21 protein-coding genes are annotated in these 23,438 nt (G+C 61.7%); 10 read left to right on the top strand and 11 right to left on the bottom strand.

Features of this window, described 5'->3' with window-relative positions:
* Nucleotides 1–15: 15 nt before the first annotated feature.
* The gene (olsB, locus tag CKW30_RS08860) at nt 16–771 is read left to right on the top strand and encodes an L-ornithine N(alpha)-acyltransferase (RefSeq protein ID WP_016771324.1); all 756 of its coding nucleotides are present in this window, start codon (nt 16–18) and stop codon (nt 769–771) included.
* Nucleotides 771–1,565, top strand: coding sequence for a 1-acyl-sn-glycerol-3-phosphate acyltransferase (locus CKW30_RS08855; protein WP_095180570.1), 795 nt, complete (start codon nt 771–773; stop codon nt 1,563–1,565). The genes olsB and CKW30_RS08855 overlap by 1 nt, the downstream gene beginning before the upstream one ends.
* A 105-nt stretch (nt 1,566–1,670) precedes the next feature.
* Here CKW30_RS08855 and CKW30_RS08850 read toward each other — a convergent pair whose 3' ends face one another.
* Nucleotides 1,671–2,255, bottom strand: coding sequence for an ACP phosphodiesterase (locus CKW30_RS08850; protein ID WP_095180569.1), 585 nt, complete (start codon nt 2,253–2,255; stop codon nt 1,671–1,673).
* 168 nt (nt 2,256–2,423) lie between these two features.
* On the opposite strand from CKW30_RS08850, the gene CKW30_RS08845 reads away from it, so the two are divergent.
* Genes CKW30_RS08845 through CKW30_RS08835 form a run of 3 tightly spaced genes read left to right on the top strand, consistent with a single transcriptional unit; the run spans nt 2,424 to nt 5,010 of the window.
* The gene (locus CKW30_RS08845) at nt 2,424–2,726 is read left to right on the top strand and encodes a helix-turn-helix transcriptional regulator (protein WP_016771327.1); all 303 of its coding nucleotides are present in this window, start codon (nt 2,424–2,426) and stop codon (nt 2,724–2,726) included.
* A 34-nt stretch (nt 2,727–2,760) separates the two neighbouring features.
* Nucleotides 2,761–3,927 carry an MFS transporter gene (locus CKW30_RS08840; protein ID WP_095180568.1) on the top strand — a complete coding sequence of 389 codons (1,167 nt, stop codon included), beginning with the start codon at nt 2,761–2,763 and terminating at the stop codon, nt 3,925–3,927.
* A 33-nt stretch (nt 3,928–3,960) separates the two neighbouring features.
* Complete coding sequence (locus CKW30_RS08835; protein ID WP_016771329.1) at nt 3,961–5,010, top strand: alkene reductase; 1,050 nt, start codon at nt 3,961–3,963, stop codon at nt 5,008–5,010.
* A 397-nt stretch (nt 5,011–5,407) separates the two neighbouring features.
* Here CKW30_RS08835 and emhR read toward each other — a convergent pair whose 3' ends face one another.
* A complete protein-coding gene (emhR, locus tag CKW30_RS08830; protein ID WP_016771330.1) occupies nt 5,408–6,040 on the bottom strand; it encodes an efflux system transcriptional repressor EmhR in 633 nt (210 codons plus the stop codon).
* Nucleotides 6,041–6,306: 266 nt separating this feature from the next.
* Here emhR and emhA point away from each other — a divergent pair, with 266 nt between their 5' ends.
* From emhA to CKW30_RS08805, 5 genes are all read left to right on the top strand, one after another.
* Entirely contained in the window at nt 6,307–7,464 is a 1,158-nt protein-coding gene (gene emhA, locus CKW30_RS08825; RefSeq protein ID WP_039762673.1) for an efflux RND transporter periplasmic adaptor subunit EmhA, read from the top strand.
* A 3-nt stretch (nt 7,465–7,467) separates the two neighbouring features.
* Nucleotides 7,468–10,632, top strand: a complete 3,165-nt coding sequence (emhB, locus tag CKW30_RS08820) for an efflux RND transporter permease subunit EmhB (protein WP_095180567.1) — start codon at nt 7,468–7,470, stop codon at nt 10,630–10,632.
* Nucleotides 10,629–12,089: an efflux RND transporter outer membrane subunit EmhC gene (emhC, locus tag CKW30_RS08815; RefSeq protein WP_095180566.1), complete on the top strand. Its 1,461-nt coding sequence runs from the start codon at nt 10,629–10,631 to the stop codon at nt 12,087–12,089. The genes emhB and emhC overlap by 4 nt, the downstream gene beginning before the upstream one ends.
* A 416-nt stretch (nt 12,090–12,505) precedes the next feature.
* Nucleotides 12,506–13,765 (top strand): OprD family porin, encoded by a 1,260-nt coding sequence (locus tag CKW30_RS08810; protein WP_095180565.1) that lies wholly within the window; start codon nt 12,506–12,508, stop codon nt 13,763–13,765.
* 292 nt (nt 13,766–14,057) lie between these two features.
* Nucleotides 14,058–14,864 (top strand): methyltransferase domain-containing protein, encoded by an 807-nt coding sequence (locus tag CKW30_RS08805; RefSeq protein ID WP_095180564.1) that lies wholly within the window; start codon nt 14,058–14,060, stop codon nt 14,862–14,864.
* Between the two features lie 103 nt (nt 14,865–14,967).
* Here CKW30_RS08805 and pcaC read toward each other — a convergent pair whose 3' ends face one another.
* From pcaC to CKW30_RS08760, 9 genes are all read right to left on the bottom strand, one after another.
* Nucleotides 14,968–15,360 carry a 4-carboxymuconolactone decarboxylase gene (gene pcaC, locus CKW30_RS08800; RefSeq protein WP_007917093.1) on the bottom strand — a complete coding sequence of 131 codons (393 nt, stop codon included), beginning with the start codon at nt 15,358–15,360 and terminating at the stop codon, nt 14,968–14,970.
* A 10-nt stretch (nt 15,361–15,370) separates the two neighbouring features.
* Nucleotides 15,371–16,162 carry a 3-oxoadipate enol-lactonase gene (gene pcaD / locus CKW30_RS08795; protein WP_095180563.1) on the bottom strand — a complete coding sequence of 264 codons (792 nt, stop codon included), beginning with the start codon at nt 16,160–16,162 and terminating at the stop codon, nt 15,371–15,373.
* An 11-nt stretch (nt 16,163–16,173) separates the two neighbouring features.
* Nucleotides 16,174–17,538, bottom strand: a complete 1,365-nt coding sequence (locus tag CKW30_RS08790; protein ID WP_095180562.1) for a 3-carboxy-cis,cis-muconate cycloisomerase — start codon at nt 17,536–17,538, stop codon at nt 16,174–16,176.
* A 45-nt stretch (nt 17,539–17,583) separates the two neighbouring features.
* Nucleotides 17,584–18,879, bottom strand: coding sequence for an MFS family transporter (locus tag CKW30_RS08785; RefSeq protein WP_041478914.1), 1,296 nt, complete (start codon nt 18,877–18,879; stop codon nt 17,584–17,586).
* Between the two features lie 261 nt (nt 18,880–19,140).
* A complete protein-coding gene (gene pcaG / locus CKW30_RS08780; RefSeq protein ID WP_095180561.1) occupies nt 19,141–19,707 on the bottom strand; it encodes a protocatechuate 3,4-dioxygenase subunit alpha in 567 nt (188 codons plus the stop codon).
* Nucleotide 19,708: 1 nt separating this feature from the next.
* On the bottom strand, nt 19,709–20,413 hold the full coding sequence (pcaH, locus tag CKW30_RS08775; RefSeq protein WP_041478916.1) for a protocatechuate 3,4-dioxygenase subunit beta: 705 nt from the start codon (nt 20,411–20,413) through the stop codon (nt 19,709–19,711).
* A 36-nt stretch (nt 20,414–20,449) separates the two neighbouring features.
* Nucleotides 20,450–21,655 (bottom strand): 3-oxoadipyl-CoA thiolase, encoded by a 1,206-nt coding sequence (pcaF, locus tag CKW30_RS08770; RefSeq protein WP_177434204.1) that lies wholly within the window; start codon nt 21,653–21,655, stop codon nt 20,450–20,452.
* Nucleotides 21,652–22,431, bottom strand: coding sequence for a CoA-transferase subunit beta (locus CKW30_RS08765; protein WP_016771341.1), 780 nt, complete (start codon nt 22,429–22,431; stop codon nt 21,652–21,654). Before CKW30_RS08765 ends, pcaF begins: the two co-directional genes overlap by 4 nt.
* Nucleotides 22,431–23,288, bottom strand: a complete 858-nt coding sequence (locus CKW30_RS08760; RefSeq protein WP_095180559.1) for a CoA transferase subunit A — start codon at nt 23,286–23,288, stop codon at nt 22,431–22,433. Before CKW30_RS08760 ends, CKW30_RS08765 begins: the two co-directional genes overlap by 1 nt.
* Between the last annotated feature and the right edge of the window lie 150 nt (nt 23,289–23,438).

Below are 23,438 nucleotides of genomic sequence, written 5' to 3'. Positions count from 1 at the left end.
CGTACGGAGATTCACATGACGCAAATCGCCCGCATCAGCGACACCGGCAATGAACGCCGCCTGCAAGCCGAACGCCTGATCGGCGCCGAAGCCTTGCAGCAAGCCCAGGCCCTGCGCTTCGCCGTCTTCAGTGGCGAGTTCAACGCCAAACTGAAAGGCGCCGAACTGGGTCTGGACATGGATGATTATGATGTTCACTGCAGCCACATCGGCGTGCGTGATCTGAACACCGGGCGCCTGGTGGCGACCACGCGTCTGCTCGATCACACCGCCGCCAGCAGCCTCGGCAAGTTCTACAGCGAAGAAGAATTCAGCCTGCACGGCCTCGCCCATCTGCAAGGCCCGATCCTGGAAATCGGCCGCACCTGCGTCGATCCGGCGTACCGCAACGGCGGCACCATCGCCGTGCTCTGGGGCGAATTGGCCGAAGTGCTCAATCAGGGCGGCTACAGCTACCTGATGGGTTGCGCGAGCATCCCGATGCAGGACGGCGGCATTCAGGCCCATGCGATCATGCAGCGTCTGCGCGAGCGTTATCTGTGCACCGAACACTTGCGCGCCGAACCGAAAAATCCGCTGCCGACGCTGGATATCCCGTCCAACGTCATCGCCGAAATGCCGCCGCTGCTCAAGGCTTACATGCGCCTCGGTGCGAAGATCTGCGGCGAGCCGTGCTGGGACGAAGACTTCCAGGTAGCCGACGTGTTCATCCTGCTCAAGCGCGACGAACTATGCCCGCGCTACGCCAAACACTTCAAGGCGGCGGTGTGATGAGCCGGTTGCGGGTGTACGCGCGAATCGCGCGAGTGCTGCTGGTGGTGACGCTGGGGCTGACCATGGCCAGCGTCTTCGGCGTGTTCGAGCGCATTGGTCTGGCGCACTCGATGGAGCGGCGTCAGCGCTGGTCGCGCTTCTTCATGGCGCGGCTGAGCAACGCCCTGCCGTTTCGCGTGAGCGTGCATGGCGAGCTGCCGAAACAGCCGATGCTTTGGGTCAGCAATCACGTGTCGTGGACCGACATTCCGCTGCTGGGCATGCTCACGCCGCTGTCGTTTCTGTCCAAGGCCGAAGTGCGCACCTGGCCGGTGGCCGGCTGGCTCGCGGCCAAGGCCGGCAGCCTGTTCATCCGCCGTGGGTCGGGCGACAGTCAGTTGATCCGCAAGCAGATGACCCGCCATCTGCAAACTGAACATGCACTGCTGATGTTCCCCGAAGGCACCACCACCGATGGCCGTTCGCTGCGCACCTTTCATGGTCGCCTGCTGTCGGCGGCGATCGATTCCGAGGTGATGCTGCAACCGGTGGCGATTCGTTATCTGCGTGACGGCGAAATCGATACGCTCGCACCGTTCATTGGTGACGATGATTTGCTCTCGCACCTGATGCGCCTGTTCAGCCATGACTGCGGCGATGTCGAGGTGCATCTGCTCAAGCCGATTGCCTGTCAGGGCCGCGAGCGCGCGGCGCTGGCGTTCGAAGCGCAGCAGGCGGTGCAGAGGGTGTTGTTTGGTGAGGTGGCGAAACCTGCCGAACCGCGTCGCGCAGGCGATTTGATCGCCGCCTGAAAATACAAATCCCCTGTGGGAGCGAGCCTGCTCGCGAATGCGACCTGTCAGTCGCCGAATATATTGACTGACAGGACGCCTTCGCGAGCAGGCTCGCTCCCACATTCAGATCTTCAGTGGATCAGAGTTTTGTGCGAAATCCTGCAATTGCGGGTAGAACAAGCTGAAGTCTTCACTCAACGGCTCATACAACCGCCGCAACTCCGCCATTGCCCCCGCCAATTCCTCCGGCCTGGTCAGCCGTCGCGAGATCCCGCGCAGCACCTGCTCCAGCACCTCAAACTCGCGATACGAGCCCAGCCAGTCGTTGGCGACCATGTGCGGGGCGATCTTTGCCAGCCGCTCCGGCAATTGCCGTTCGCGGGACAGCACCTGATAGACGTCTGCGGTGAACTGCTCCAGCGGTCGGTCGGCATACAGCGTCCAGTCCCGCGCCAGGCAATGATCGAAAAACACATCGAGGACGATTCCGGCATAACGCCGCCGCGTTTCGCTGAAGCGGCCCAGGGCAGTGTCCACCAGTGGATGCCGATCGGTGAACACGTCGATGCGCCGATGCAGCGCAATCGCCGCCTCTACCTCGGGGTCGAACTGGCCTTGCAGCCGACCTTTGACGAAGTCGCCATAGAGACTGCCGAGTAACTGACCGGGGCGCTGGCCGCCGAGATGCAAATGCGCGAGATAATTCATGAGCGCAGCTTAGCACTGGGTTCGGACATTCAGCACCCTCGTATCGTTATAACCCGATATAACGATTTATGCGCTCGTCAGACCGAATTCATATTGGTATATCGCGATCCAACGATTTAAAGTTCGTCCCATCGCGATATATCGCTACTGCCAACACGAGCCCAAGCCATGAACCTCGACCTCGACGAAATAATAAAAGCCCTGGCGCACCCAGTACGGCGAGACATCCTCAACTGGCTGAAGGACCCGAAAGGCGAATTCCCCGAGCAGTTGCACAACCACGAATACGGTATTTGCGCCGGGCAGATCGATCAGCGTTGCGGCCTGTCGCAATCGACCGTGTCGGCCCACCTGGCGACGTTGCAACGGGCCGGGCTGATCAGCAGCCAGAAGGCCGGGCAGTGGCATTTTTTCAAACGTAACGAGGACGTCATCCAGGCGTTTCTCAGCACCCTCAGTAAAGAGCTCTGACCCTTAACGTCAGCCAGCCGACAAGGAAACCTGCATGCCCCTTTCGCTTCTCATCCTCGCCCTGAGCGCCTTCGCCATCGGCACCACCGAATTCGTCATCATGGGCCTGCTGCCCGACGTGGCGGCGGATCTCGGTGTGTCGATTCCCGGCGCCGGCTGGCTGGTCACCGGTTACGCCCTGGGCGTGGCCATCGGTGCACCGTTCATGGCGCTGGCCACCGCCAAGTTGCCGCGCAAGGCAGCGCTGGTAGCGTTGATGGGCATCTTCATTGTCGGCAACCTGCTCTGCGCCATCGCCAGCGACTACAACGTGCTGATGTTTGCCCGGATAGTCACCGCGCTGTGTCACGGCGCGTTCTTCGGCATCGGCTCGGTGGTGGCGGCCAATCTGGTCGCGCCCAACAAACGTGCCTCGGCAGTAGCCTTGATGTTCACCGGCCTGACCCTGGCCAACGTACTTGGCGTACCGCTGGGCACCGCATTGGGTCAGGAAGCCGGCTGGCGTTCGACCTTCTGGGCGGTGACCGTCATCGGTGTGATCGCGCTGATCGGCCTGATCCGCTTTCTGCCGGCCAAGCGTGACGAAGAGAAACTCGACATGCGCGCCGAACTCGCCGCCCTCAAAGGCGCCGGCATCTGGCTGTCGCTGAGCATGACCGCGCTGTTCGCCGCCTCGGTCTTCACCCTGTTCACCTACGTTGCGCCACTGCTTGGCGAAGTCACTGGCGTGTCGCCGCGTGGCGTGACCTGGACACTGATGCTCATCGGCCTCGGTCTGACGGTCGGCAACATCATCGGCGGCAAACTCGCCGACAAAGGCATGGCCGCCACGCTGATCGGCGTGTTCATCGCCATGGCCGTGGTGTCCACGGTGTTGAGCTGGACCAGCGTCGCGCTGATCCCGACTGAAATCACCCTGTTCCTCTGGGCCACCGCGTGTTTCGCCGCTGTGCCCGCGCTGCAAGTCAACGTGGTGACCTTCGGCAAGGCTGCGCCGAACCTGGTTTCGACCCTGAACATCGGCGCTTTCAACGTCGGCAACGCGCTTGGCGCTTGGGTCGGCGGCAGCGTCATCGCCCACGGCTACGGCCTGACCAGCGTGCCACTGGCCGCCGCCGCGCTGGCCGTACTTGCCCTGCTGGTGACCCTGATTACCTTCCGCCAGAACGGCAGTGCCGAGCTGGCCCCTGCTTCCAACTGATCAACTTCCTTTATTAAAGAGAGGCTTTTAGACATGGCGACTATTTTCGACCCGATCAAACTCGGCGACATCGAGCTGAACAACCGCATTATCATGGCCCCGCTGACCCGCTGCCGCGCCGACGAAGGCCGTGTGCCGAACGCGCTGATGGCCGAATACTACGTACAACGCGCCTCGGCTGGCCTGATCCTCAGCGAAGCCACTTCGGTAACGCCGATGGGCGTCGGCTACCCGGACACCCCGGGCATCTGGTCCAACGATCAAGTGCGTGGCTGGGCCAACGTGACCAAAGCGATTCACGGCGCCGGCGGCAAGATCTTCCTGCAACTGTGGCACGTCGGCCGCATTTCTCACCCTTCGTACCTGAACGGTGAAGCACCGGTTGCGCCAAGCGCCATCCAGCCAAAGGGCCACGTCAGCCTGGTCCGCCCGCTGGCCGACTACCCAACGCCGCGCGCGCTGGAAACCGCTGAAATCGCCGACATCGTCGACGCCTATCGCACCGGTGCCGAGAACGCCAAGGCCGCCGGTTTCGACGGCGTGGAAATCCACGGCGCCAACGGCTACCTGCTCGACCAGTTCCTGCAAAGCAGCACCAACCAGCGCACCGACCAGTACGGCGGCTCGCTGGAAAACCGTGCGCGCCTGCTGCTGGAAGTGACCGACGCCGCGATCGAAGTCTGGGGCGCTGGCCGCGTTGGTGTGCACCTGGCACCGCGTGCCGATTCCCATGACATGGGCGATGACAATCTTGCCGAGACCTTCACCTACGTCGCCCGTGAACTGGGCAAGCGTGGCATCGCGTTCATCTGCTCGCGCGAAAAAGAAGGCGCCGACAGCCTCGGCCCGCAACTGAAAGAAGCTTTCGGTGGCCCGTACATCGCCAACGAGAAGTTCACCAAGGAAAGCGCCAACGAGTGGCTGGCCAGCGGTAAGGCAGACGCCGTAGCGTTCGGCGTGCCGTTCATTGCCAACCCGGACCTGCCGGCACGTTTGCAGGCTGATGCGCCGCTGAACGAGCCGCATCCGGAGACTTTCTACGGCAAGGGTCCGGTCGGTTATATCGACTATCCGACCTTGTAATCACGCTGTAGCGCAGAAATGAAAAAGCCCCTGACTTTTGAGAGTCAGGGGCTTTTTGTTGTTCGGCTTCAGACTTGTTGCGTGGCACCCGGCGTAGCCCCTCATCGGAACGCCGCCCGCCCAGCCCTCCCCCGAGGGAGAGGGAGCCGATTGCTGTGCTTTTCAAACTTTGAGTTCGGCGGGATATTTCAGATCGGCCCAGCTTGGGCAAACAACCCGGTCGGTCCCCTCTCCCTGTGGGAGAGGGCTAGGGTGAGGGAAAAGCGGCGAAACACGGATTCACAAGAGCTACACAATTTCCCTACAAAATCCACGGCTGGCTACGTTTAAACTCCCCGCCGCGATCATCGGCCATGGCGGCTGATTGACATCCTGCCGGGCAATTGCGCATTTTGTTTCATTTGCGCAGGCTTGGGCTCAGGCGCAGCATGTCCAGCCCGGTGTCGACCCAGCGTTCAGCCTCGGCGTGCAGTTCGAAGCTGTCCGGGGCCAGCAGCCAGCCGTACAGCAGGCCGTCGATGTAGGCATGAATGCTGATGGCCGCGCGGGCAGTGTCGAGGTCTTCCGGCAACTGGCCGCGATTCACCGCATTACGCAGGGTCAGGCCGATGCGCAGATTGCAATCGAGACTGGCCGTCCGGCGCTGCTGGCGCAGATCGCACATTTCATCGGTGAACTCGCACTTATGAAACAGAATTTCGTTGATGCGCCGGGTTTTCGGGTCCAGTGCAACTTGATGAAACAAATGAATCAGCAACTGCCGCATGCAGCCCAGCGGGTCCGGTTCGTCCTCGCTTTCGCTGGCCTTGGCCAGTTCATCCAGCGGTTCGTGCAGGCTGTCGAGCATGGCCTGGACCAGATCGGCCTTGTTGCTGAAATGCCAGTAGATGGCGCCACGCGTCACGCCGGCGAGGGTCGCGATGTCCGCCAGGGTGGTGCGGGCAACCCCCCTTTCATAAAAGGCTTTCTCGGCCGCTTCCAGGATCTGGCTGCGGGTTTCCTGAGCTTCCTCTTTGGTACGACGGACCATGGCAGTAAAACCTCAAACAGGATGTTTCAGGGATGGCTGAATATCCGCTGAATAAAGAGGGGGCGATCTCTCGTGAATCGACTCCCCGGCCTACAATTTCAAACCTTGCGACGACTTTTGTATCAGGGTGGGTACGCGGCGCAGGTGTTTACAAACAACCATGAACGTAAGTATATTACTTAGCAAGCTACTTATCCACCCGGTGCCCGATTTTTACTCTTTCACACTTCTTGTGCGCTTCATGCGCGCCTGACCCGAGGATCTTCATGCAATTCAAGCCAGCTGTTACCGCTCTGGTCACTGCCGTCGCCCTGGCATCGCTGCTCAGCGGATGTAAAAAGGAAGAAGCGGCCCCTGCCGCTCCGCCCCCTCAGGTCGGCGTCGTCACCCTGCAACCACAAGCCTTTACCCTGACCTCGGAACTTCCGGGCCGCACCAGTGCGTTCCGCATCGCTGAAGTTCGCCCGCAGGTCAACGGCATCATTCTCAAGCGTCTGTTCAAGGAAGGCGCCGACGTCAAAGCCGGTCAGCAGCTTTATCAGATCGATCCGTCGGTCTATGAAGCGACGCTGAAAAGTGCCGAAGCCAACCTGCGTTCGACCAAGTCGATCTCCGACCGCTACAAGCAACTGGTCGATGAGCAAGCCGTAAGCCGTCAGGAATACGACACCGCATTGGCCAACCGCCTGCAATCGGAAGCGTCGCTTCAGACTGCGCAGATCAACGTGCGTTACACCAAGGTCTATGCGCCGATCTCCGGCCGTATCGGCCGCTCTTCGGTCACCGAAGGCGCACTGGTGAGCAATGGCCAGGCCGATGCAATGGCAGTGATTCAGCAGCTCGATCCGATCTACGTCGACGTCACCCAGTCGTCGGTGGAACTGCTGGAACTGCGCCGCGAACTGGAAAGCGGCCGTCTGCAGAAGGCTGGCGACAACGCCGCTGCGGTCAAGCTGACCCTGGAAGACGGCAGCCAGTACAAGCTCGACGGCAAGCTGGAATTCTCCGAAGTCTCGGTTGACCAGACCACCGGCTCGGTGACCCTGCGCGCCGTGTTCCCCAACCCCGATCACACCCTGCTGCCAGGCATGTTCGTCCACGCCCAGTTGCAGGCCGGCGTCAACAGCGCAGCGATCCTCGCGCCACAGCAAGGCGTGACCCGCGACCTCAAAGGCACCCCGACCGCACTGGTCGTCGGCGCCGACAACAAGGTCGAACTGCGTCAGCTCAAGGCCAGCCGCACCGTCGGCAGCCAGTGGCTGATCGAAGACGGCCTGAAAGCCGGCGATCGTCTGATCACCGAAGGGCTGCAGTACGTCAAACCGGGCGTCGAGGTCAAAGCGACCGAGGCGACTAACGTCGGCACCAAGAACCCGGCCCCCGCACAGGCAGCTGACAAAGCCGCCGGCGGCAAAGGGGAGTAACCCATGTCAAAATTCTTCATCGACCGTCCGATTTTCGCCTGGGTAATCGCCCTGGTGATCATGCTGGTCGGGGCACTTTCGATCCTGAAATTGCCGATCAACCAATACCCGAGCATTGCGCCACCGGCCATTGCGATCCAGGTGACCTACCCGGGTGCGTCCGCACAAACCGTGCAGGACACCGTGGTCCAGGTCATCGAGCAACAGCTCAACGGTATCGACAACCTGCGTTATGTGTCGTCGGAAAGTAACTCCGACGGCAGCATGACCATCACCGCGACCTTCGAGCAAGGCACCAACTCCGACACCGCGCAGGTACAGGTCCAGAACAAGCTGAACCTGGCCACCCCGCTGCTGCCGCAGGAAGTGCAGCAACAGGGTATCCGCGTGACCAAGGCAGTGAAGAACTTCCTGCTGGTAATCGGCGTGGTGTCGCGTGACGGCAGCATGAGCAAGGACGACCTGTCCAACTACATCGTGTCGAACATGCAGGACCCGATCTCGCGCACCGCCGGTGTCGGTGACTTCCAAGTCTTCGGTGCGCAGTACGCGATGCGTATCTGGCTCGACCCGGCCAAGTTGAACAACTTCAACCTGACCCCGGTCGACGTGAAGAACGCCATTGCTGCGCAGAACGTCCAGGTGTCGTCCGGTCAGCTCGGTGGCTTGCCTGCCGTGCAGGGCCAGCAACTGAACGCGACGATCATCGGCAAGACCCGTCTGCAGACCGCCGAGCAGTTCAAGGAAATCCTGCTCAAGGTCAACAAGGACGGCTCGCAGGTTCGCCTCAAAGACGTGGCTGAAGTTGGTCTCGGCGGCGAGAACTACGCGATCAGCGCCCAGTTCAACGGCAGCCCGGCTTCCGGTCTGGCGGTGAAACTGGCCAACGGCGCCAACGCCCTCGATACCGCCAAAGCGCTGCGCAACACCATCGACAGCCTCAAGCCGTTCTTCCCGCAAGGCATGGAAGTGGTGTTCCCGTACGACACCACTCCGGTGGTGACCGAGTCGATCAAAGGCGTGGTGCACACGCTGGTCGAAGCGATCGCGCTGGTGTTCCTGGTGATGTTCCTGTTCCTGCAGAACTTCCGCGCCACCGTCATCACCACGATGACCGTGCCAGTGGTACTGCTCGGTACGTTCGGCATCCTCGCCGCCGCCGGTTTCAGCATCAACACCCTGACCATGTTCGGCATGGTGCTGGCCATCGGTCTGCTGGTGGACGATGCCATCGTCGTGGTGGAAAACGTCGAGCGGGTGATGAGCGAAGAAGGCTTGTCACCGAAGGAAGCGACGAAGAAATCCATGGGCCAGATCCAGGGCGCACTGGTCGGTATCGCCCTCGTACTCTCGGCGGTACTGCTGCCGATGGCATTCTTCAGCGGCTCCACTGGTGTGATCTACAAGCAGTTCTCGATCACCATCGTTTCGGCGATGGCCCTGTCGGTGCTGGTTGCCCTGATCTTCACCCCGGCGCTGTGCGCGACCATGCTCAAGCCGATTCCGAAAGGCGAGCACGGTACCCCGAAGAAAGGTTTCTTCGGCTGGTTCAACCGCAACTTCGACCGTGGCGTGCGCAGCTACGAGCGCGGCGTCGGCAACATGCTGACCCGCAAGGCGCCGTACCTGCTGGCGTATCTGCTGATCGTCGTCGGCATGATCTGGCTGTTCACCCGCATCCCGACCGCGTTCCTGCCGGAAGAAGACCAGGGCGTACTGTTCGCCCAGGTGCAGACCCCGGCCGGTTCCAGTGCCCAGCGCACGCAGGTGGTCGTGGATGAAATGCGTGAGTACCTGCTGCGTCCGAACAAGGACGGTGGTGAGGCGGACGCGGTGGCTTCGGTGTTCACCGTGACCGGCTTCAACTTCGCCGGCCGTGGGCAGAGCTCGGGTATGGCGTTCATCATGCTCAAACCGTGGGGCGAGCGTAACGCCGACAACAGCGTGTTCAAGCTCGCCGCGCGTGCCCAGCAACACTTCTTCAGCTTCCGCGACGCGATGGTGTTTGCCTTCGCCCCTCCAGCGGTTCTGGAATTGGGTAACGCCACCGGTTTCGACGTGTTCCTGCAAGACCGCGCCGGTATCGGTCACGAAAAACTGATGGAAGCGCGTAACCAGTTCCTCGGCATGGCGGCGCAAAGCAAGGTGCTGACCCAGGTGCGTCCGAACGGCCTGAACGATGAGCCGCAGTTCCAGCTGGAAATCGACGACGAGAAGGCCAGTGCCCTCGGCATCACCATCAGCGATATCAACAACACCCTGTCGATCGCGCTGGGCAGTAGCTACGTCAACGACTTCATCGACCGTGGTCGGGTGAAGAAAGTCTACGTGCAGGGCCAGCCGGATTCGCGCATGAGCCCCGAAGACCTGAAGAAGTGGTACGTGCGCAACGCCGAAGGCACCATGGTTCCGTTCTCGGCGTTCGCCAAGGGTGAGTGGGTCTACGGTTCGCCGAAACTGGCGCGTTACAACGGTGTGGAAGCGGTCGAGGTCCTCGGGGCTCCGGCGCCGGGCTACTCCACCGGTGAAGCGATGGCTGAAGTCGAAGCGATTGCCAAGAAGCTGCCGGCCGGTGTCGGTATCTCCTGGACCGGTCTGTCCTACGAGGAACGTCTGTCCGGCTCGCAAGCGCCAGCGCTGTACGCCCTGTCGCTGCTGATGGTGTTCCTGTGTCTGGCGGCGCTGTATGAGAGCTGGTCGATTCCGATCGCGGTCATGCTCGTGGTACCGCTGGGGATCATCGGTGCACTGATGGCTACCAGCCTGCGCGGTCTGTCCAACGACGTGTACTTCCAGGTGGGCTTGTTGACGACCATCGGTCTGGCGGCTAAAAACGCCATTCTGATCGTCGAATTCGCCAAGGAACTGCATGAACAGGGACGCAGCCTGCGCGAGGCGGCAATCGAAGCCTGCCGCATGCGTCTGCGCCCGATCATCATGACCTCGCTGGCCTTCGTTCTCGGTGTTGTGCCGCTGGCGATTTCCACCGGCGCCGGTTCAGGCAGTCAGCACGCGATCGGTACCGGCGTGATTGGCGGTATGGTCACGGCCACGATCCTGGCGATCTTCTGGGTCCCACTGTTCTTCGTTACTGTGTCGTCCATCGGTCAGCGTAAAAAGACCGACGCGGATGAGACTACTGAAACTCCTAAAGAGGCTGGCCAATGAGCAAGTCGCTACTCTCCATCGCAGTCGCCGCCTTCGTGCTGAGCGGTTGCTCGCTGATACCTGACTATCAGCAGCCTGAGGCTCCGGTCGCAGGTCAGTACCCGCAGGGGCCGGCATATTCGCCGGCCCAGGCTCCGGCGCAAGCCGCTGCCGAACAGGGCTGGAAGCAGTTTTTCCATGACCCTGCCCTGCAACAGCTGATCCAGGTCGCCTTGGAAAACAACCGCGACCTGCGTGTCGCGGCGCTGAACATCGACGCTTACGCGGCGCAGTACCGCATCCAGCGCGCCGACCTGTTCCCGGCAGTGTCGGCCAATGCCGCCGGCAGCCGCCAGCGTCTGCCGGCCCGTGCCTCGCAGACCGGCGAGTCGATGATCAGCAGCTCCTACTCGGCTACCGTCGGCGTCAGCGCCTACGAACTCGACCTGTTCGGTCGGGTGCGCAGCCTGAGCGAGCAAGCGTTGCAACAGTACTTCGCTACTGAAGAAGCACGCCGCAGTACGCAGATCAGTCTGGTCGCCAACGTCGCCAATGCTTACCTGACCTGGCAAGCGGACAAGGAACTGCTCAAGCTGACGCAGGACACCCTCGGTGCCTTCGAAGAAAGCTACAAGCTGACCAGCCGCAGCAACGAAGTCGGTGTGGCCTCGGCGCTGGATCTGGCACAGTCGCGCACTTCCGTGGAAAACGCCCGGGCACAATTGGCGCGTTATACCCGCCAGGTCGCGCAGAACGAAAACAGCCTGACCCTGCTGCTCGGCACCGGTATCCCGGCCAATCTGCAAGCCGCCAAACCGCTGTCTGATGATCTGCTCAGCGACGTACCGGCCGGTCTGCCTTCGGACCTGCTGCAACGTCGTCCGGACATCCTCCAGGCCGAGTACAACCTGAAGGCGGCCAACGCCAACATCGGTGCGGCCCGTGCAGCGTTCTTCCCGAGCATCAGCCTGACCGCCAACGCGGGCAGCCTGAGCCCGGATCTGTCCGGCCTGTTCAAGGGTGGTTCGGGGACGTGGCTGTTCCAGCCGCAGATCAACCTGCCGATCTTCAACGCCGGCAGCCTGCGCGCCAGCCTCGACTACGCCAAGATCCAGAAGGACATTGGCGTGGCGAACTACGAGAAGTCCATCCAGACCGCCTTCCAGGAAGTCGCCGACGGCCTCGCCGCCCGCCAGACCTACACCGAGCAGCTGCAAGCGCAGCGCGATTTCGTGCAGGCCAACCAGGATTACTACCGCTTGGCCGAACGTCGCTATCGCATCGGCGTCGACAGCAACCTGACCTTCCTCGATGCCCAGCGTCAGTTGTTCAGCGCACAACAAGCGCTGATCACCGACCGCCTCGCGCAGTTGACCAGTGCCGTCAACCTGTACAAGGCCCTGGGCGGTGGCTGGAATGCGCAGACCGCGCAGAACGAAGCGCTGAAAGAAGAAGCGCCGAAGATGAAGCTGTTCTGATCATCGGCTGACTACATCAAGCCCACCTTATTGGTGGGCTTTTTGTTGCCTGTCGCAAAGGTTTCGCGGCCGAACTGGCCTCTTCGCGAGCAGGCTCGCTCCCACAGGGAAACGCATTCCAGTTGTGGGAGCGAGCCTGCTCGCGAAGAGGACCTCACACTCACCACAAATCCGCATGAATCTTGCGTTCGATAACCGCCCAAAACCCGCTTTCAGCAATTGAACCCGAACACACAGGCCCTTCACCATTCGAACCAGAAAACCAATAACAACAAGGTTCGACACCATGCTCCAGCGCCCTGCCCCGCCCGGCTGACCGCCACCGCTGCATCTCAGACCTGCATCACGTTGCCTGCGCCGCATCCGCCGCGACAGCGCAGCCGTTCGCCCTAAAAAAACAAGAGAGACCCAAGTCCATGACAGTTTTCCCTGTGCCCTACGCATTGCCCGCTGTGATCGCCCTGGCCATCGCCGGTCTGGCCCTGCCGGCAAGCGCCGAAGAAGGCGGCTTCGTTGAAGGCGCCAAGGTCAACCTCAACCTGCGCAACTTCTATATCAACCGCAACTTCACCAACCCGACCAAAACCCAGGGCAAGGCTGAAGACTGGACGCAGAGTTTCATCCTCGACGCCAAATCCGGCTTTACCCAAGGCACGGTCGGTTTCGGCATGGACGTACTCGGGCTGTATTCGATCAAGCTCGATGGCGGTAAAGGCACGGGCGGCACGCAGTTGTTGCCGCTGGACCATGACGGCCGCCCGGCGGACAACTTCGGCCGCACCAACGTCGCGCTCAAGGCCAGACTTTCGCAGACCGAGGTCAAGGTCGGCGAGTGGATGCCGGTATTGCCGATTCTGCGTTCGGACGACGGTCGCTCGCTGCCGCAAACCTTCCGTGGCGGCCAGATCACCTCCAAGGAAATCGCCGGCCTGACCCTCTATGGCGGCCAGTTCCGCGCCAACAGCCCGCGCGACGACAGCAGCATGAGCGACATGTCGATGACCGGCAAAGCCGCGTTCACCTCTGATCGTTTCAACTTCCAGGGCGGCGAATACCTGTTCAACGACAAGCGCACACAGATCGGCCTGTGGAACGCGCAACTCAAGGACATCTACAGCCAGCAGTACCTCAATGTGCTGCACAGTCAGCCGCTCGGCGACTGGACGCTGGGCGCCAACCTCGGCTTTTTCTACGGCAAGGAAGATGGCAGCGCGCGTGCCGGCGACCTGGACAACAAGACCTGGTACGGCATGTTTTCGGCCAAGTACGGCGGCAACACGTTCTACCTCGGCCTGCAGAAACTGACCGGCGACAGCGCCTGGATGCGCGTCAACGGCACCAGCGGCGGCACCTTGGCCAACGACAGCTACAACGCCAGTTATGACAACGCTCAGGAACGCTCCTGGCAGCTGCGCCACGACTACAACTTCGCCGCCATGGGCATCCCCGGCCTGACCCTGATGAACCGCTACATCAGCGGCGACAACGTGCACACCGGGACGATCACCGACGGCAAGGAATGGGGCCGCGAATCGGAACTCGGTTACACGGTGCAGAGCGGCACGTTGAAGGATTTGAACGTCAGATGGCGCAACTCGACCATGCGCCGCGACTTCAGCAACAACGAGTTCGATGAGAACCGGTTGATCGTCAGCTACCCGATCAGCCTGCTTTAACCAAACATGCTCCACTGTGGGAGCGAGCCTGCTCGCGAAAGCGCTGCTTCAGTCGACATCTGTGTCGAATATGAAATGGCCTTCGCGAGCAGGCTCGCTCCCACATTTGATTCCCATCACAGATGCATGTCATTGGTCAGGCCATGTAGCGCTTTTGCGGGCGGCGGTTACAGTGAGCAAACCTGAAGGACTCAGGTGCTCCAACCCTTCACGCTTCCGTTTCGTAGTCGGTCTCCAGCTGTGCACCAGGTTGTCATCGGAAGACACCATTTGATCACCGGAGGATCACCTCATGATCACGCGCCGCACCACTGCACCCGATTGGGACGCCAAGGCGTACCAGCAGTTTTCGCGTCTCAGACAACGTCCGGTCAACGAATTGCTCGACCGCGTCGACCTGCACAACCCGCAACGCATTTACGACCTCGGCTGCGGCACCGGCATTGCCACGCAGTTGTTGGCCAAACGCTGGCCGCGCGCGCAGTTGCAGGGCGTCGACAGCTCCGCGCAGATGCTCGATGAGGCACGCTGCCTGCCGATCCGGGCGCTGTGGAAACATTGCGACCTGCTTGATTGGCAACCTGAGCAACCGGCGGATCTGCTGTTCGCAGCCGCCGTGCTGCACTTTATCGAAGGCCATGAAAAACTGCTGCCGCGCCTGCTCGGTTATCTGAATCCCGGCGGCTGTCTGGCGGCGCACATGCCGGACTGGCGCGATGCGCTGTGGTATCGGCTGATGCTCGACACCCTCGAAAACGGCGGCCCCGGTGGCACACCACTGGGCACACCTGAACTGCGCCAGCGCATGGCGGCGCGGCCGTTATTGGCACTGGAGGATTACTATCGGTTGCTCGCGCCCATGACTACGTCGCTGGATATCAGGGAGACCGAGCAGTTGCAGGTGGTTGACGGCAAGTCGCCGGTGTATGACTGGGTGAAGGTCTCGGCGCTGCGGCCGGTGATGCAGGCGTTGAGTTCAGCGGAACAGGCGCGGTTTATCTATCACTACCTGATGCGGGTGCATGAGCATTATCCGCAGGAGGGGGATGGGCATACGTTGTTTGCATTCAAGCGAATATTTATTGTCGCCAGGGTGTGATTCGTTACGGCCGCTACCGCTTTCGCGAGCAGGCTCGCTCCCACAGGGAAATGCATTCCAATGTGGGAGCGAGCCTGCTCGCGAAGGCGTCAGTGCAACAACCTCACTCGCGGGATTCAACCCCGAGTTCATCCCACACCGATTCCGCCAAATGAAACGTCGCGTTCGCCGCCGGTATGCCGCAGTAGATCGCGCTCTGCATGATCACTTCCTTGATCTCGCCACGGCTCACACCATTATTGGCCGCCGCGCGCAGGTGCAGTTTCAGTTCGCCCTCGCGGTTCATGCCGATCAGCATGGCGATGGTGATCAGGCTGCGGGTATGGCGGGGCAGGCCCGGACGCGTCCAGATGTCGCCCCAGGCGTGGCGGGTGATCATTTCCTGGAACTCCGAGTTGAACTCGGTCAGCGTGGTCAGGCTGCGATCGACGTGGGCATCGCCCAGCACCGCGCGGCGGACTTGCATGCCTTCGTCGTAACGTTGTTTCTCGTCCACAAAATCTTCCTCACTGAGCCTGCAAAAACGCCAGCACACGGTCGCTGAAATCGGCGCCGGCCTGCACGTTGGACAAATGCGCCGCATGGAACTCGGCGTACTCGGCGCCGCGCACATGGTCGCGAATGAAATGCCCGCCGGACGGCGGCGTCACCGCATCTTCGCTGCCGGCAATCACCAGCAACGGCACGTTGATCGAAGCCAGTTGTTCACGGAAATCGGCATCGCGCACGGCCGCGCAGTTGGCCGCATAGCCTTGTGGATTGGTCGCGGCGAGCATGTCAGTAATCTTCTTCGCCGCCTCGGGATGCGCTGCGGAAAAGTCTGGGGTGAACCAGCGCGCAATCGAGGCATCCCGCAGTGCGACCATCGCCGCCGGGCCGTCACGCAACACGGTTTCGATGCGTGGATTCCATACCGACGGATCGCCGATTTTCGCCGCCGTGTTGCACACGATCAATTTGTGCAGACGATGCCCGGCATTGATCCCCAGCCACTGACCGATCAGCCCGCCCATCGACAGTCCGCAAAAATGCGCGCGCTCGATATGCAGCGCATCGAGCAGACCGAGTACGTCATGGCCCAACTGCTCGATGCTGTACGGCCCTTCGGTGACCAGCGATTGCCCATGGCCGCGCGTGTCGAAACGCAGCACGCGGAAATGCTCGGTGAACGCCGGCATCTGCGCGTCCCACATGTGCAGGTCGGTGCCCAGCGAGTTGGACAGCACCAGCACCGGCGCAGCGGCCGGGCCTTCTATTTGATAGTGCAGTTCGCCATCGGCGAGTTGAACGAAAGCCACAGCCCTCTCCTTCAGACATTCAAAGCGTTGTGTTCAGCCACCGCGCGCTCGACCCAGGCTTGCGCCTGGCCAAGGTAATGCGCGGGGTTCAGAAGATCATCGAGTTCAGCGCCACTGAGTTCGGCGGTGACTTGCGGCTCGTCAGCCAGCACCGCACGCAAATGGCGTTGTTCGGCCACCGCGCGTTTGCAGCACTGTTCGAGCAGATGATGCGCGGTGTCGCGGCCGACGCGTTGGGCGAGGACGATGCTCACCGCTTCGGCCAGCACCAGGCCTTGGGTCAATTCGAGGTTGCGGGCCATGCGCGCCGCATCGACTTCCAGACCGTCGGCCAGCAAACGCGCCTGTTGCAGCGAACCGGACACCAGGCAGCAGATCTCCGGCAGGGTTTCCCATTCGGCGTGCCACAAACCGAGACTGCGTTCGTGTTCCTGCGGCATCGCGCTGAACAGCGTCGACACCAGCCCCGGCACCCGCGTGGCCGCGCCGATCAGCACCGCCGCGCCGACCGGGTTACGTTTGTGCGGCATAGTCGAAGAACCGCCCTTGCCCGGTGCGGCGGGCTCGAACACTTCCGCCGCTTCGGTCTGCATCAACAGGCTGATGTCGCGGCCGAATTTGCCGAGGCTGCCGGCGATCAGGCCAAGCACCGCGCCGAACTCGACGATGCGGTCACGCTGGGTATGCCACGGTTGCTCGGGCAGGGTCAGTTGCAGTTCCTCGGCCAAGGCTTCGGCAATCGGCAACGCCTGTGCCCCCAGCGCCGCGAGCGTGCCCGAGGCGCCACCGAATTGCAGCACCAGCAGACGTGGCTTGAGTTGTTGCAGACGCTGACGGCTGCGCGTGACGGCACCCAGCCATCCGGCGATTTTCATACCGAGGGTCACTGGCGTCGCGTGTTGCAGCCAGGTGCGACCGGCCAGTGGCGTGGCGGCGAAACGTTGTGCCTGAGTGGCGAGCGAGTCGGCCAGTTGTGCCAGTTGGTTTTCGATCAGCGCCAGCGCCTGGCGCAATTGCAAGACCAGCCCGGAATCCATCACGTCCTGACTGGTCGCGCCCAGATGCACATAGCGCTCGGCCTCGGCATCGCTCGAGGCGATCTGCTTGCCCAAGGCCTTGACCAGTGGAATCGCCGAATTGCCGGCCGTGGCAATCGCCTCGCCCAGCGCCGCGAAGTCATACAGACCGGCGTCGCACGCTGTGGCAATCGGTGCCACGGCCGATGAAGGAATCAGCCCGACCCGCGCCTCAGCCCGGGCCAGCGCCGCTTCGAAATCAAGCATCGCCTGCACCCGGCCCTGATCGCAGAACACTTCGCGCATATCGCGGGCGGTGAAGTAGGCATCGAACAATTGATTGCCCGGTCGCTGAGTCATAAACAGTCCTTGCCGGCGCGGGCCTCGCAGCCCGCGCACATGGGTTTACAGATCGTGGTGCAGATACTTCGCCTGCTTGGGCAAACGCAGGCTGAACAGGAAAGCCACCGCCATCATCGCCGTGACGTACCAGTAGAAGGCGTTTTCCATGCCGCCAGCCTTGAGGCTCAAGGCAACGAATTCCGCCGAACCGCCGAAGATTGCATTCGCCACCGCGTAAGCCAGGCCGACACCAAGCGCGCGGACTTCCGGCGGGAACATCTCGGCTTTTACCAGACCGCTGATCGAGGTGTAGAAGCTCACAATCGCCAGCGCCAGGGTGATCAGCACGAAGGCGAGGAACGGGCTGCTGATACTTTTCAGGCTGAGCAGAATCGGCACGGTGAACAGCGTGCCAAGCGCGCCGAACCAGAGCATCGAATTACGCCGGCCGATCTTGTCGGCGAGCATGCCGAACAACGGCTGCATGCACATATACAGGAACAGCGCGCCGGTCATGATGTAGCTGGCGGTCTTGGCGTGCATCCCGGCGGTGTTCACCAGGTATTTCTGCATGTAAGTGGTGAAGGTGTAGAAAATCAGCGAGCCGCCAGCGGTGTAGCCGAGCACGGTGATGAACGCCGCTTTGTGATCGCGGAACAGTGCAGTGATGCTGCCGGCGTCTTTATGCGCACGGGTTTCCTTATTGGTGGTTTCCTTCAGCGAACGACGCAGGAACAGCGAAATCAGCGCCGCCACCGCACCGACCACGAACGGGATCCGCCAGCCGTAGGCACGCAGGTCTTCTTCAGTGAGGAACTGTTGCAGCACCACCACCAGCGACACCGCCAGCAATTGGCCGCCAATCAGCGTCACGTACTGGAACGAGGCGAAGAATCCGCGCTGACCCTTGAGCGCGACTTCGCTCATGTAAGTCGCGGTGGTGCCGTACTCGCCGCCGACCGACAGACCTTGCAGCAAACGCGCGAACAGCAACAGCACCGGTGCCCAGACGCCGATGTCCTTGTAGGTCGGCAGGCAGGCAATCAGCAGCGAGCCGAAGCACATCATCAGAATCGAGATGAGCATCGAGTTCTTGCGCCCGTGCTTGTCAGCGACCCGGCCGAAAATCCAGCCACCAATCGGACGCATCAGGAACCCGGCAGCGAACACGCCAGCGGTGTTGACCAGTTGCACAGTCGGGTTATCGGAGGGGAAAAACGCCGGGGCGAAATAGATCGCGCAGAAGGCGTAGACGTAGAAGTCGAACCATTCGACGAGGTTGCCGGACGAAGCGCCGACGATGGCAAAGATGCGCTTGCTGCGCTCTTCGCCGGTGTAGTGGGAGGTGGTGGTTGTCATTGTTTTTCACTCGATAGGGACAGTCACAGTCTAGACATACTTTGCAACAGTCCCGTTCCGCATCGGATCATCACCCACGTATGGATCAGCCTTTGTGGCGAGGAGATTTATCCCCGCTCGAGTGCAAAGCACTCGCAAATCAGATACACGCGGTTCATCTGAATACCGCGCCGACTGGTTTTTGGGGCTGCTTCGCAGCCCAGCGGGGATAAATCCCCTCACCACAGGGACTCTGTCCTGCAGGGGATTTGGGGTGTTCTCTCAATAATCGAAGAACACCGTCTCGGCATCGGTGCCCTGCAGAACTACATTCCACTGGTACACACCCGACGCATCCGCCTTGGCCAGCAACGTCTGGCGACGCTCCGCCGGCACGCACTCGAGCAACGGGTCAGCAACGTTCGCCGGTTCGCCTTCAAAATAAATCCGCGTCAGCAAATGCTTGACCAGACCACGAGCAAACACCAGCACCACCAGATGCGGCGCCTGGGTCGAGCCTTTCAACCCCGGCACAGAGCCCGGTTTGATCGTGGTGAAACGGAAGCGCCCTTCGGCGTCGACCGGCACCCGACCGAAACCTTCAAAATTCGGGTCGAGCGGTTTGTCCTGCTGATCTTCCGGGTGGTCGTACTTGCCGGCGGCGTTGGCCTGCCAGACTTCGAGCATGGCGTCGTTGACGACATCGCCATTGCCATCCACCACTTGGCCGGTGATTGCCACGCGCTCGCCGAGGGTCAGCTCGTTGGCCAGGGTTTCGCGGTTCAGCCAGGTCAGGCCGATGTGGTAATACGGCCCGACGGTGTGGGACGTGGTCGCATAAAGCGTCATCTTATTTCTCCATCGGCGTGGCTTCACGGCCGCGCAGCACGATGTCCCAGCGGTAACCGAGGGCGTAGGACGGAATGGTTTTTTCCAGATCGAAACTGGCGATCAGGCGTTCCTTGGCCGAAGTGTCCGGCACGCAGTTGTAGATCGGGTCATACGCCAGCAGCGGATCACCGGGGAAGTACATCTGCGTGACCAGACGCGTAAGAATGCTCGGCCCAAACAGGGAAAAGTGGATGTGCGCCGGGCGCCAGGCGTTGTGGTGGTTGCCCCACGGATAGGCGCCGGGCTTGATGGTCTGGAACTGGTACCAGCCATCGGCATCGGTGACGGTGCGGCCGGTGCCGGTGAAGTTCGGGTCCAGCGGCGCGTCGTGCAGGTCGCGGGCATGGTTGTAGCGGCCGGCGGCGTTGGCCTGCCAGATCTCCACCAGAATCCCCGGCACCGGCAGGCCGTCTTCGTCGAGCACGCGGCCGTGAATGATGATGCGCTCGCCCAATGGCTCGCCGTCGTGCTGAGCGGTGAGGTCATTGTCCTTCTCGGCAACGTGTTCGGCGCCGATGGTCGGCCCGGTGATTTCCGAGAGTGAATGGGGCAGGTGCACCAACGGCTTGGACGGCGAGCGCAGGTTGGTGGATTGATACGTCGGGTGCAGGTAGTCAGGCTGAGTGCCTGCCTGTGGGCGACGGTAACCAGGCTTGTCAGTCATTTCGCTTTCCTCAGTTCTTGTAAGTGCCGCAGCGCGTCAGACACGTTCGATGGCCAGGGCCAGACCCTGGCCAACACCGACGCACATGGTCGCCAGACCTTTCTTGCCGCCAGTCTTTTCCAGATGATGCAGGGCGGTCAGCACCAGCCGCGCACCGCTCATGCCCAACGGGTGACCGAGAGCAATCGCGCCGCCATTCGGGTTGACCTGCGGCGCATCGTCGGCCAGGCCCAACTCGCGCAATACCGCCAGACCCTGGCTGGCAAACGCTTCGTTGAGTTCGATCACGTCGAAATCGCTGACCGCCACTCCAAGGCGCTCGGTCAGTTTGCGCACCGCCGGCACCGGGCCGATGCCCATCACCCGTGGTGCGACGCCGGCGCTGGCCATGCCGAGCACTTTTGCGCGAGCAGTCAGGCCGTGTTTTTTCACCGCTTCGGCTGACGCCAGAATCAGCGCAGCAGCACCATCATTGACCCCGGAGGCATTGCCGGCGGTGACGGTTTTGTCTGCGCCGTTGACCGGTTTCAACTTGGTCAACGCTTCAATCGTGGTATCGGCGCGCGGATGTTCGTCCTGGCTGACCACGGTTTCGCCCTTCTTGTGGGCAATACGTACTTCAACAATTTCTTCGGCGAAGTAACCGGCGGCCTGCGCGGCGGCGGTACGTTGCTGACTGCGCAAGGCAAAGGCGTCCTGATCTGCGCGCGAGACCTTATAGTCGTCGGCGACGTTGTCAGCGGTTTGCGGCATGGCATCGACGCCGTACTGCGCCTTCATCAGCGGGTTGATGAAACGCCAGCCGATGGTGGTGTCCTCCAGCTTCATGTTGCGCGAGAACGCCGCGTCGGCCTTGCCCATCACGAATGGCGCGCGGGACATCGACTCGACGCCACCGGCAATCGCCAACTCCATCTCGCCACTGGCGATAGCGCGGAATGCGGTGCCGATCGCGTCCATGCCCGAAGCGCAGAGGCGATTGAGCGTAACGCCGGGCACGCTGTCCGGCAGGCCGGCGAGCAGCAATGCCATGCGTGCGACGTTGCGGTTGTCTTCGCCGGCCTGATTGGCGCAGCCGAGGAACACCTCATCGACGGCATTCCAGTCCACCGATGGATTGCGCTCCATCAGGGCCTTGATCGGCACGGCGGCCAGGTCGTCGGCGCGCACGGCGGACAATGCGCCACCGAAGCGGCCAATGGGGGTGCGAATCGCGTCGCAGATATACACGTCACGCATCATGCTTCTCCCGGTGCCTGACCGTGGGCGGCAGCGGTGCGCGCTTCAAGATCACGCAGCGCCGTCAGCTCGACTTCGGTCGGCTCAGCGGTGGTTTCAACAGAGTCGGCAAAACGGATCGCCCAACCGGTGGCGGCGACCACTTGCTCGCGGGTCACGCCCGGATGCAGCGCGGTGACCACAAATTCGTGGGTGCCCTCCTCCGGTTCCATGATGCACAGGTCGGTGATGATCCCCACCGGCCCGGCGCCCGGCAGGCCGAGACGTTTACGCGAATCGCCGCCCTCGCCGTGACCGACCGAGGTGATGAAATCGAGTTTGTCGACAAACGAACGCGCCGACTGTTTAAGGATGATCAGCACGCTTTTCGCCGAACCGGCAATCTCCGGCGCGCCACCGGCACCCGGCAGGCGCACTTTCGGCGCGTGGTAGTCGCCGACCACGGTGGTGTTGATGTTGCCGAAACGGTCGACCTGCGCGGCGCCGAGGAAGCCAACGTCGATGCGCCCGCCCTGCAACCAATAGCGAAAAATCTCACCGGTCGGCACCACGGTGTCGGCGGTCTCGGCCAGCTCACCGTCACCGATGGACAGCGGCAGTACGCTCGGCTTAGCGCCAATCGGGCCGGATTCGTAAATCAGCACCACGTCCGGCGATGAAGTCAGGCGCGCGAGGTTGGCGGCTTTCGATGGCAGGCCGATGCCGACGAAGCATACCGAGCCGTTCTTCAGGCGCCGGGCCGCCGCGACGGTCATCATTTCATTGGTGGTGTAAGTCATTACTTGGCCTCCGAAGCAGCGGCCAATTTGGCCTGGAATTCGCTGAAGTCAGCGCAGCCATGGATGTATTCGTTGATCCACGCGGTAAACGTCTCACGGTCGCGAGCGATCGGGTCCCACGCCTGATAGAAACGATTGTCACGCTCGGTGTAACCGTGGGCGTAGGACGGATGCGCGCCGCCCGGCACGTGGCAGACCGCGCTCAAGGCCCAGGTCGGCAGTACGCAAGCGTTCATCGGTGCGTTGAGGTCATCGACGATCTCTTCCACCGTGACGATGCAGCGCTTGGCCGCCAGCGCGGCTTCTTTCTGCACACCGAGAATGCCCCAGAGCAGCACGTTGCCTTTGCGGTCGGCCTTTTGCGCGTGGATCACGGTGACGTCCGGGCGCACCGATGGCACTGCCGCCAGCACTTCGCTGGTGAACGGACAGGTCACGGTTTTGATCAGCGGATTGACCTTCGGCAGGTCGGAACCGGCGTAGGCACGCAGCACCGCGAACGGCAGCCCGGACGCGCCGGCGACGTAGGCGTTGGCGAGGTCGGCGTGGCTGTGTTCTTCGATTTCCAGCGCGTGTGGCCACTGCTTTTCGACCGCGTCACGCAGACGGTGCAGCGAACCCACACCCGGGTTGCCGCCCCAGGAGAAAATCAGTTTGCGCGCGCAACCGGCGCCGATCAGTTGGTCGTAGATCAGGTCAGGCGTCATCCGCACCAGCGTCAGATCTTTCTTGCCTTGACGAATGATTTCATGACCCGCTGCCGTAGGGATCAGGTGAGTGAAGCCTTCGAGGGCGACGGTATCGCCGTCGTTGACGAATTGCTTCACCGCGTCGTGCAGCGAAAGGATCTCAGCCATGGAGCGGGCTCCTGTTCTTGTAAGGAATCGCCAGTGATAAAAAGGCGCGAGGTTCAGCGCCGGAGTCACTGAAGATTAAGCTCGGGAAAATCGCCAAACAATCCGATAATCGACTGAGTGTTCGTTTATCGAACGGATTGTTGTTCAGCT

The sequence above is a fragment of the Pseudomonas sp. Irchel 3F6 genome, assembly GCF_900187595.1.
Taxonomy (GTDB): Bacteria; Pseudomonadota; Gammaproteobacteria; order Pseudomonadales; family Pseudomonadaceae; genus Aquipseudomonas; species Aquipseudomonas siliginis.
The sequence above is the reverse complement of the archived record's forward strand: the minus strand, read 5'-3'. Positions and strand labels throughout refer to the sequence as shown.

Excerpts from the sequence above, each read along its gene's own strand:
- CKW30_RS08840 (WP_095180568.1), top strand. The coding sequence starts at position 2,761 with ATGCCCCTTTCGCTTCTCATCCTCGCCCTGAGCGCCTTCGCCATCGGC.
- emhB (WP_095180567.1), top strand. The coding sequence starts at position 7,468 with ATGTCAAAATTCTTCATCGACCGTCCGATTTTCGCCTGGGTAATCGCC.
- CKW30_RS08810 (WP_095180565.1), top strand. The coding sequence starts at position 12,506 with ATGACAGTTTTCCCTGTGCCCTACGCATTGCCCGCTGTGATCGCCCTG.
- CKW30_RS08845 (WP_016771327.1), top strand. The coding sequence starts at position 2,424 with ATGAACCTCGACCTCGACGAAATAATAAAAGCCCTGGCGCACCCAGTA.
- CKW30_RS08785 (WP_041478914.1), bottom strand. The coding sequence starts at position 18,879 with ATGACAACCACCACCTCCCACTACACCGGCGAAGAGCGCAGCAAGCGC.
- pcaF (WP_177434204.1), bottom strand. The coding sequence starts at position 21,655 with ATGATGCGTGACGTGTATATCTGCGACGCGATTCGCACCCCCATTGGC.
- CKW30_RS08850 (WP_095180569.1), bottom strand. The coding sequence starts at position 2,255 with ATGAATTATCTCGCGCATTTGCATCTCGGCGGCCAGCGCCCCGGTCAG.
- pcaH (WP_041478916.1), bottom strand. The coding sequence starts at position 20,413 with ATGACTGACAAGCCTGGTTACCGTCGCCCACAGGCAGGCACTCAGCCT.
- emhC (WP_095180566.1), top strand. The coding sequence starts at position 10,629 with ATGAGCAAGTCGCTACTCTCCATCGCAGTCGCCGCCTTCGTGCTGAGC.
- CKW30_RS08835 (WP_016771329.1), top strand. The coding sequence starts at position 3,961 with ATGGCGACTATTTTCGACCCGATCAAACTCGGCGACATCGAGCTGAAC.
- emhA (WP_039762673.1), top strand. The coding sequence starts at position 6,307 with ATGCAATTCAAGCCAGCTGTTACCGCTCTGGTCACTGCCGTCGCCCTG.
- pcaG (WP_095180561.1), bottom strand. The coding sequence starts at position 19,707 with ATGACGCTTTATGCGACCACGTCCCACACCGTCGGGCCGTATTACCAC.
- CKW30_RS08760 (WP_095180559.1), bottom strand. The coding sequence starts at position 23,288 with ATGGCTGAGATCCTTTCGCTGCACGACGCGGTGAAGCAATTCGTCAAC.
- CKW30_RS08805 (WP_095180564.1), top strand. The coding sequence starts at position 14,058 with ATGATCACGCGCCGCACCACTGCACCCGATTGGGACGCCAAGGCGTAC.
- emhR (WP_016771330.1), bottom strand. The coding sequence starts at position 6,040 with ATGGTCCGTCGTACCAAAGAGGAAGCTCAGGAAACCCGCAGCCAGATC.
- CKW30_RS08855 (WP_095180570.1), top strand. The coding sequence starts at position 771 with ATGAGCCGGTTGCGGGTGTACGCGCGAATCGCGCGAGTGCTGCTGGTG.
- CKW30_RS08790 (WP_095180562.1), bottom strand. The coding sequence starts at position 17,538 with ATGACTCAGCGACCGGGCAATCAATTGTTCGATGCCTACTTCACCGCC.
- olsB (WP_016771324.1), top strand. The coding sequence starts at position 16 with ATGACGCAAATCGCCCGCATCAGCGACACCGGCAATGAACGCCGCCTG.
- CKW30_RS08765 (WP_016771341.1), bottom strand. The coding sequence starts at position 22,431 with ATGACTTACACCACCAATGAAATGATGACCGTCGCGGCGGCCCGGCGC.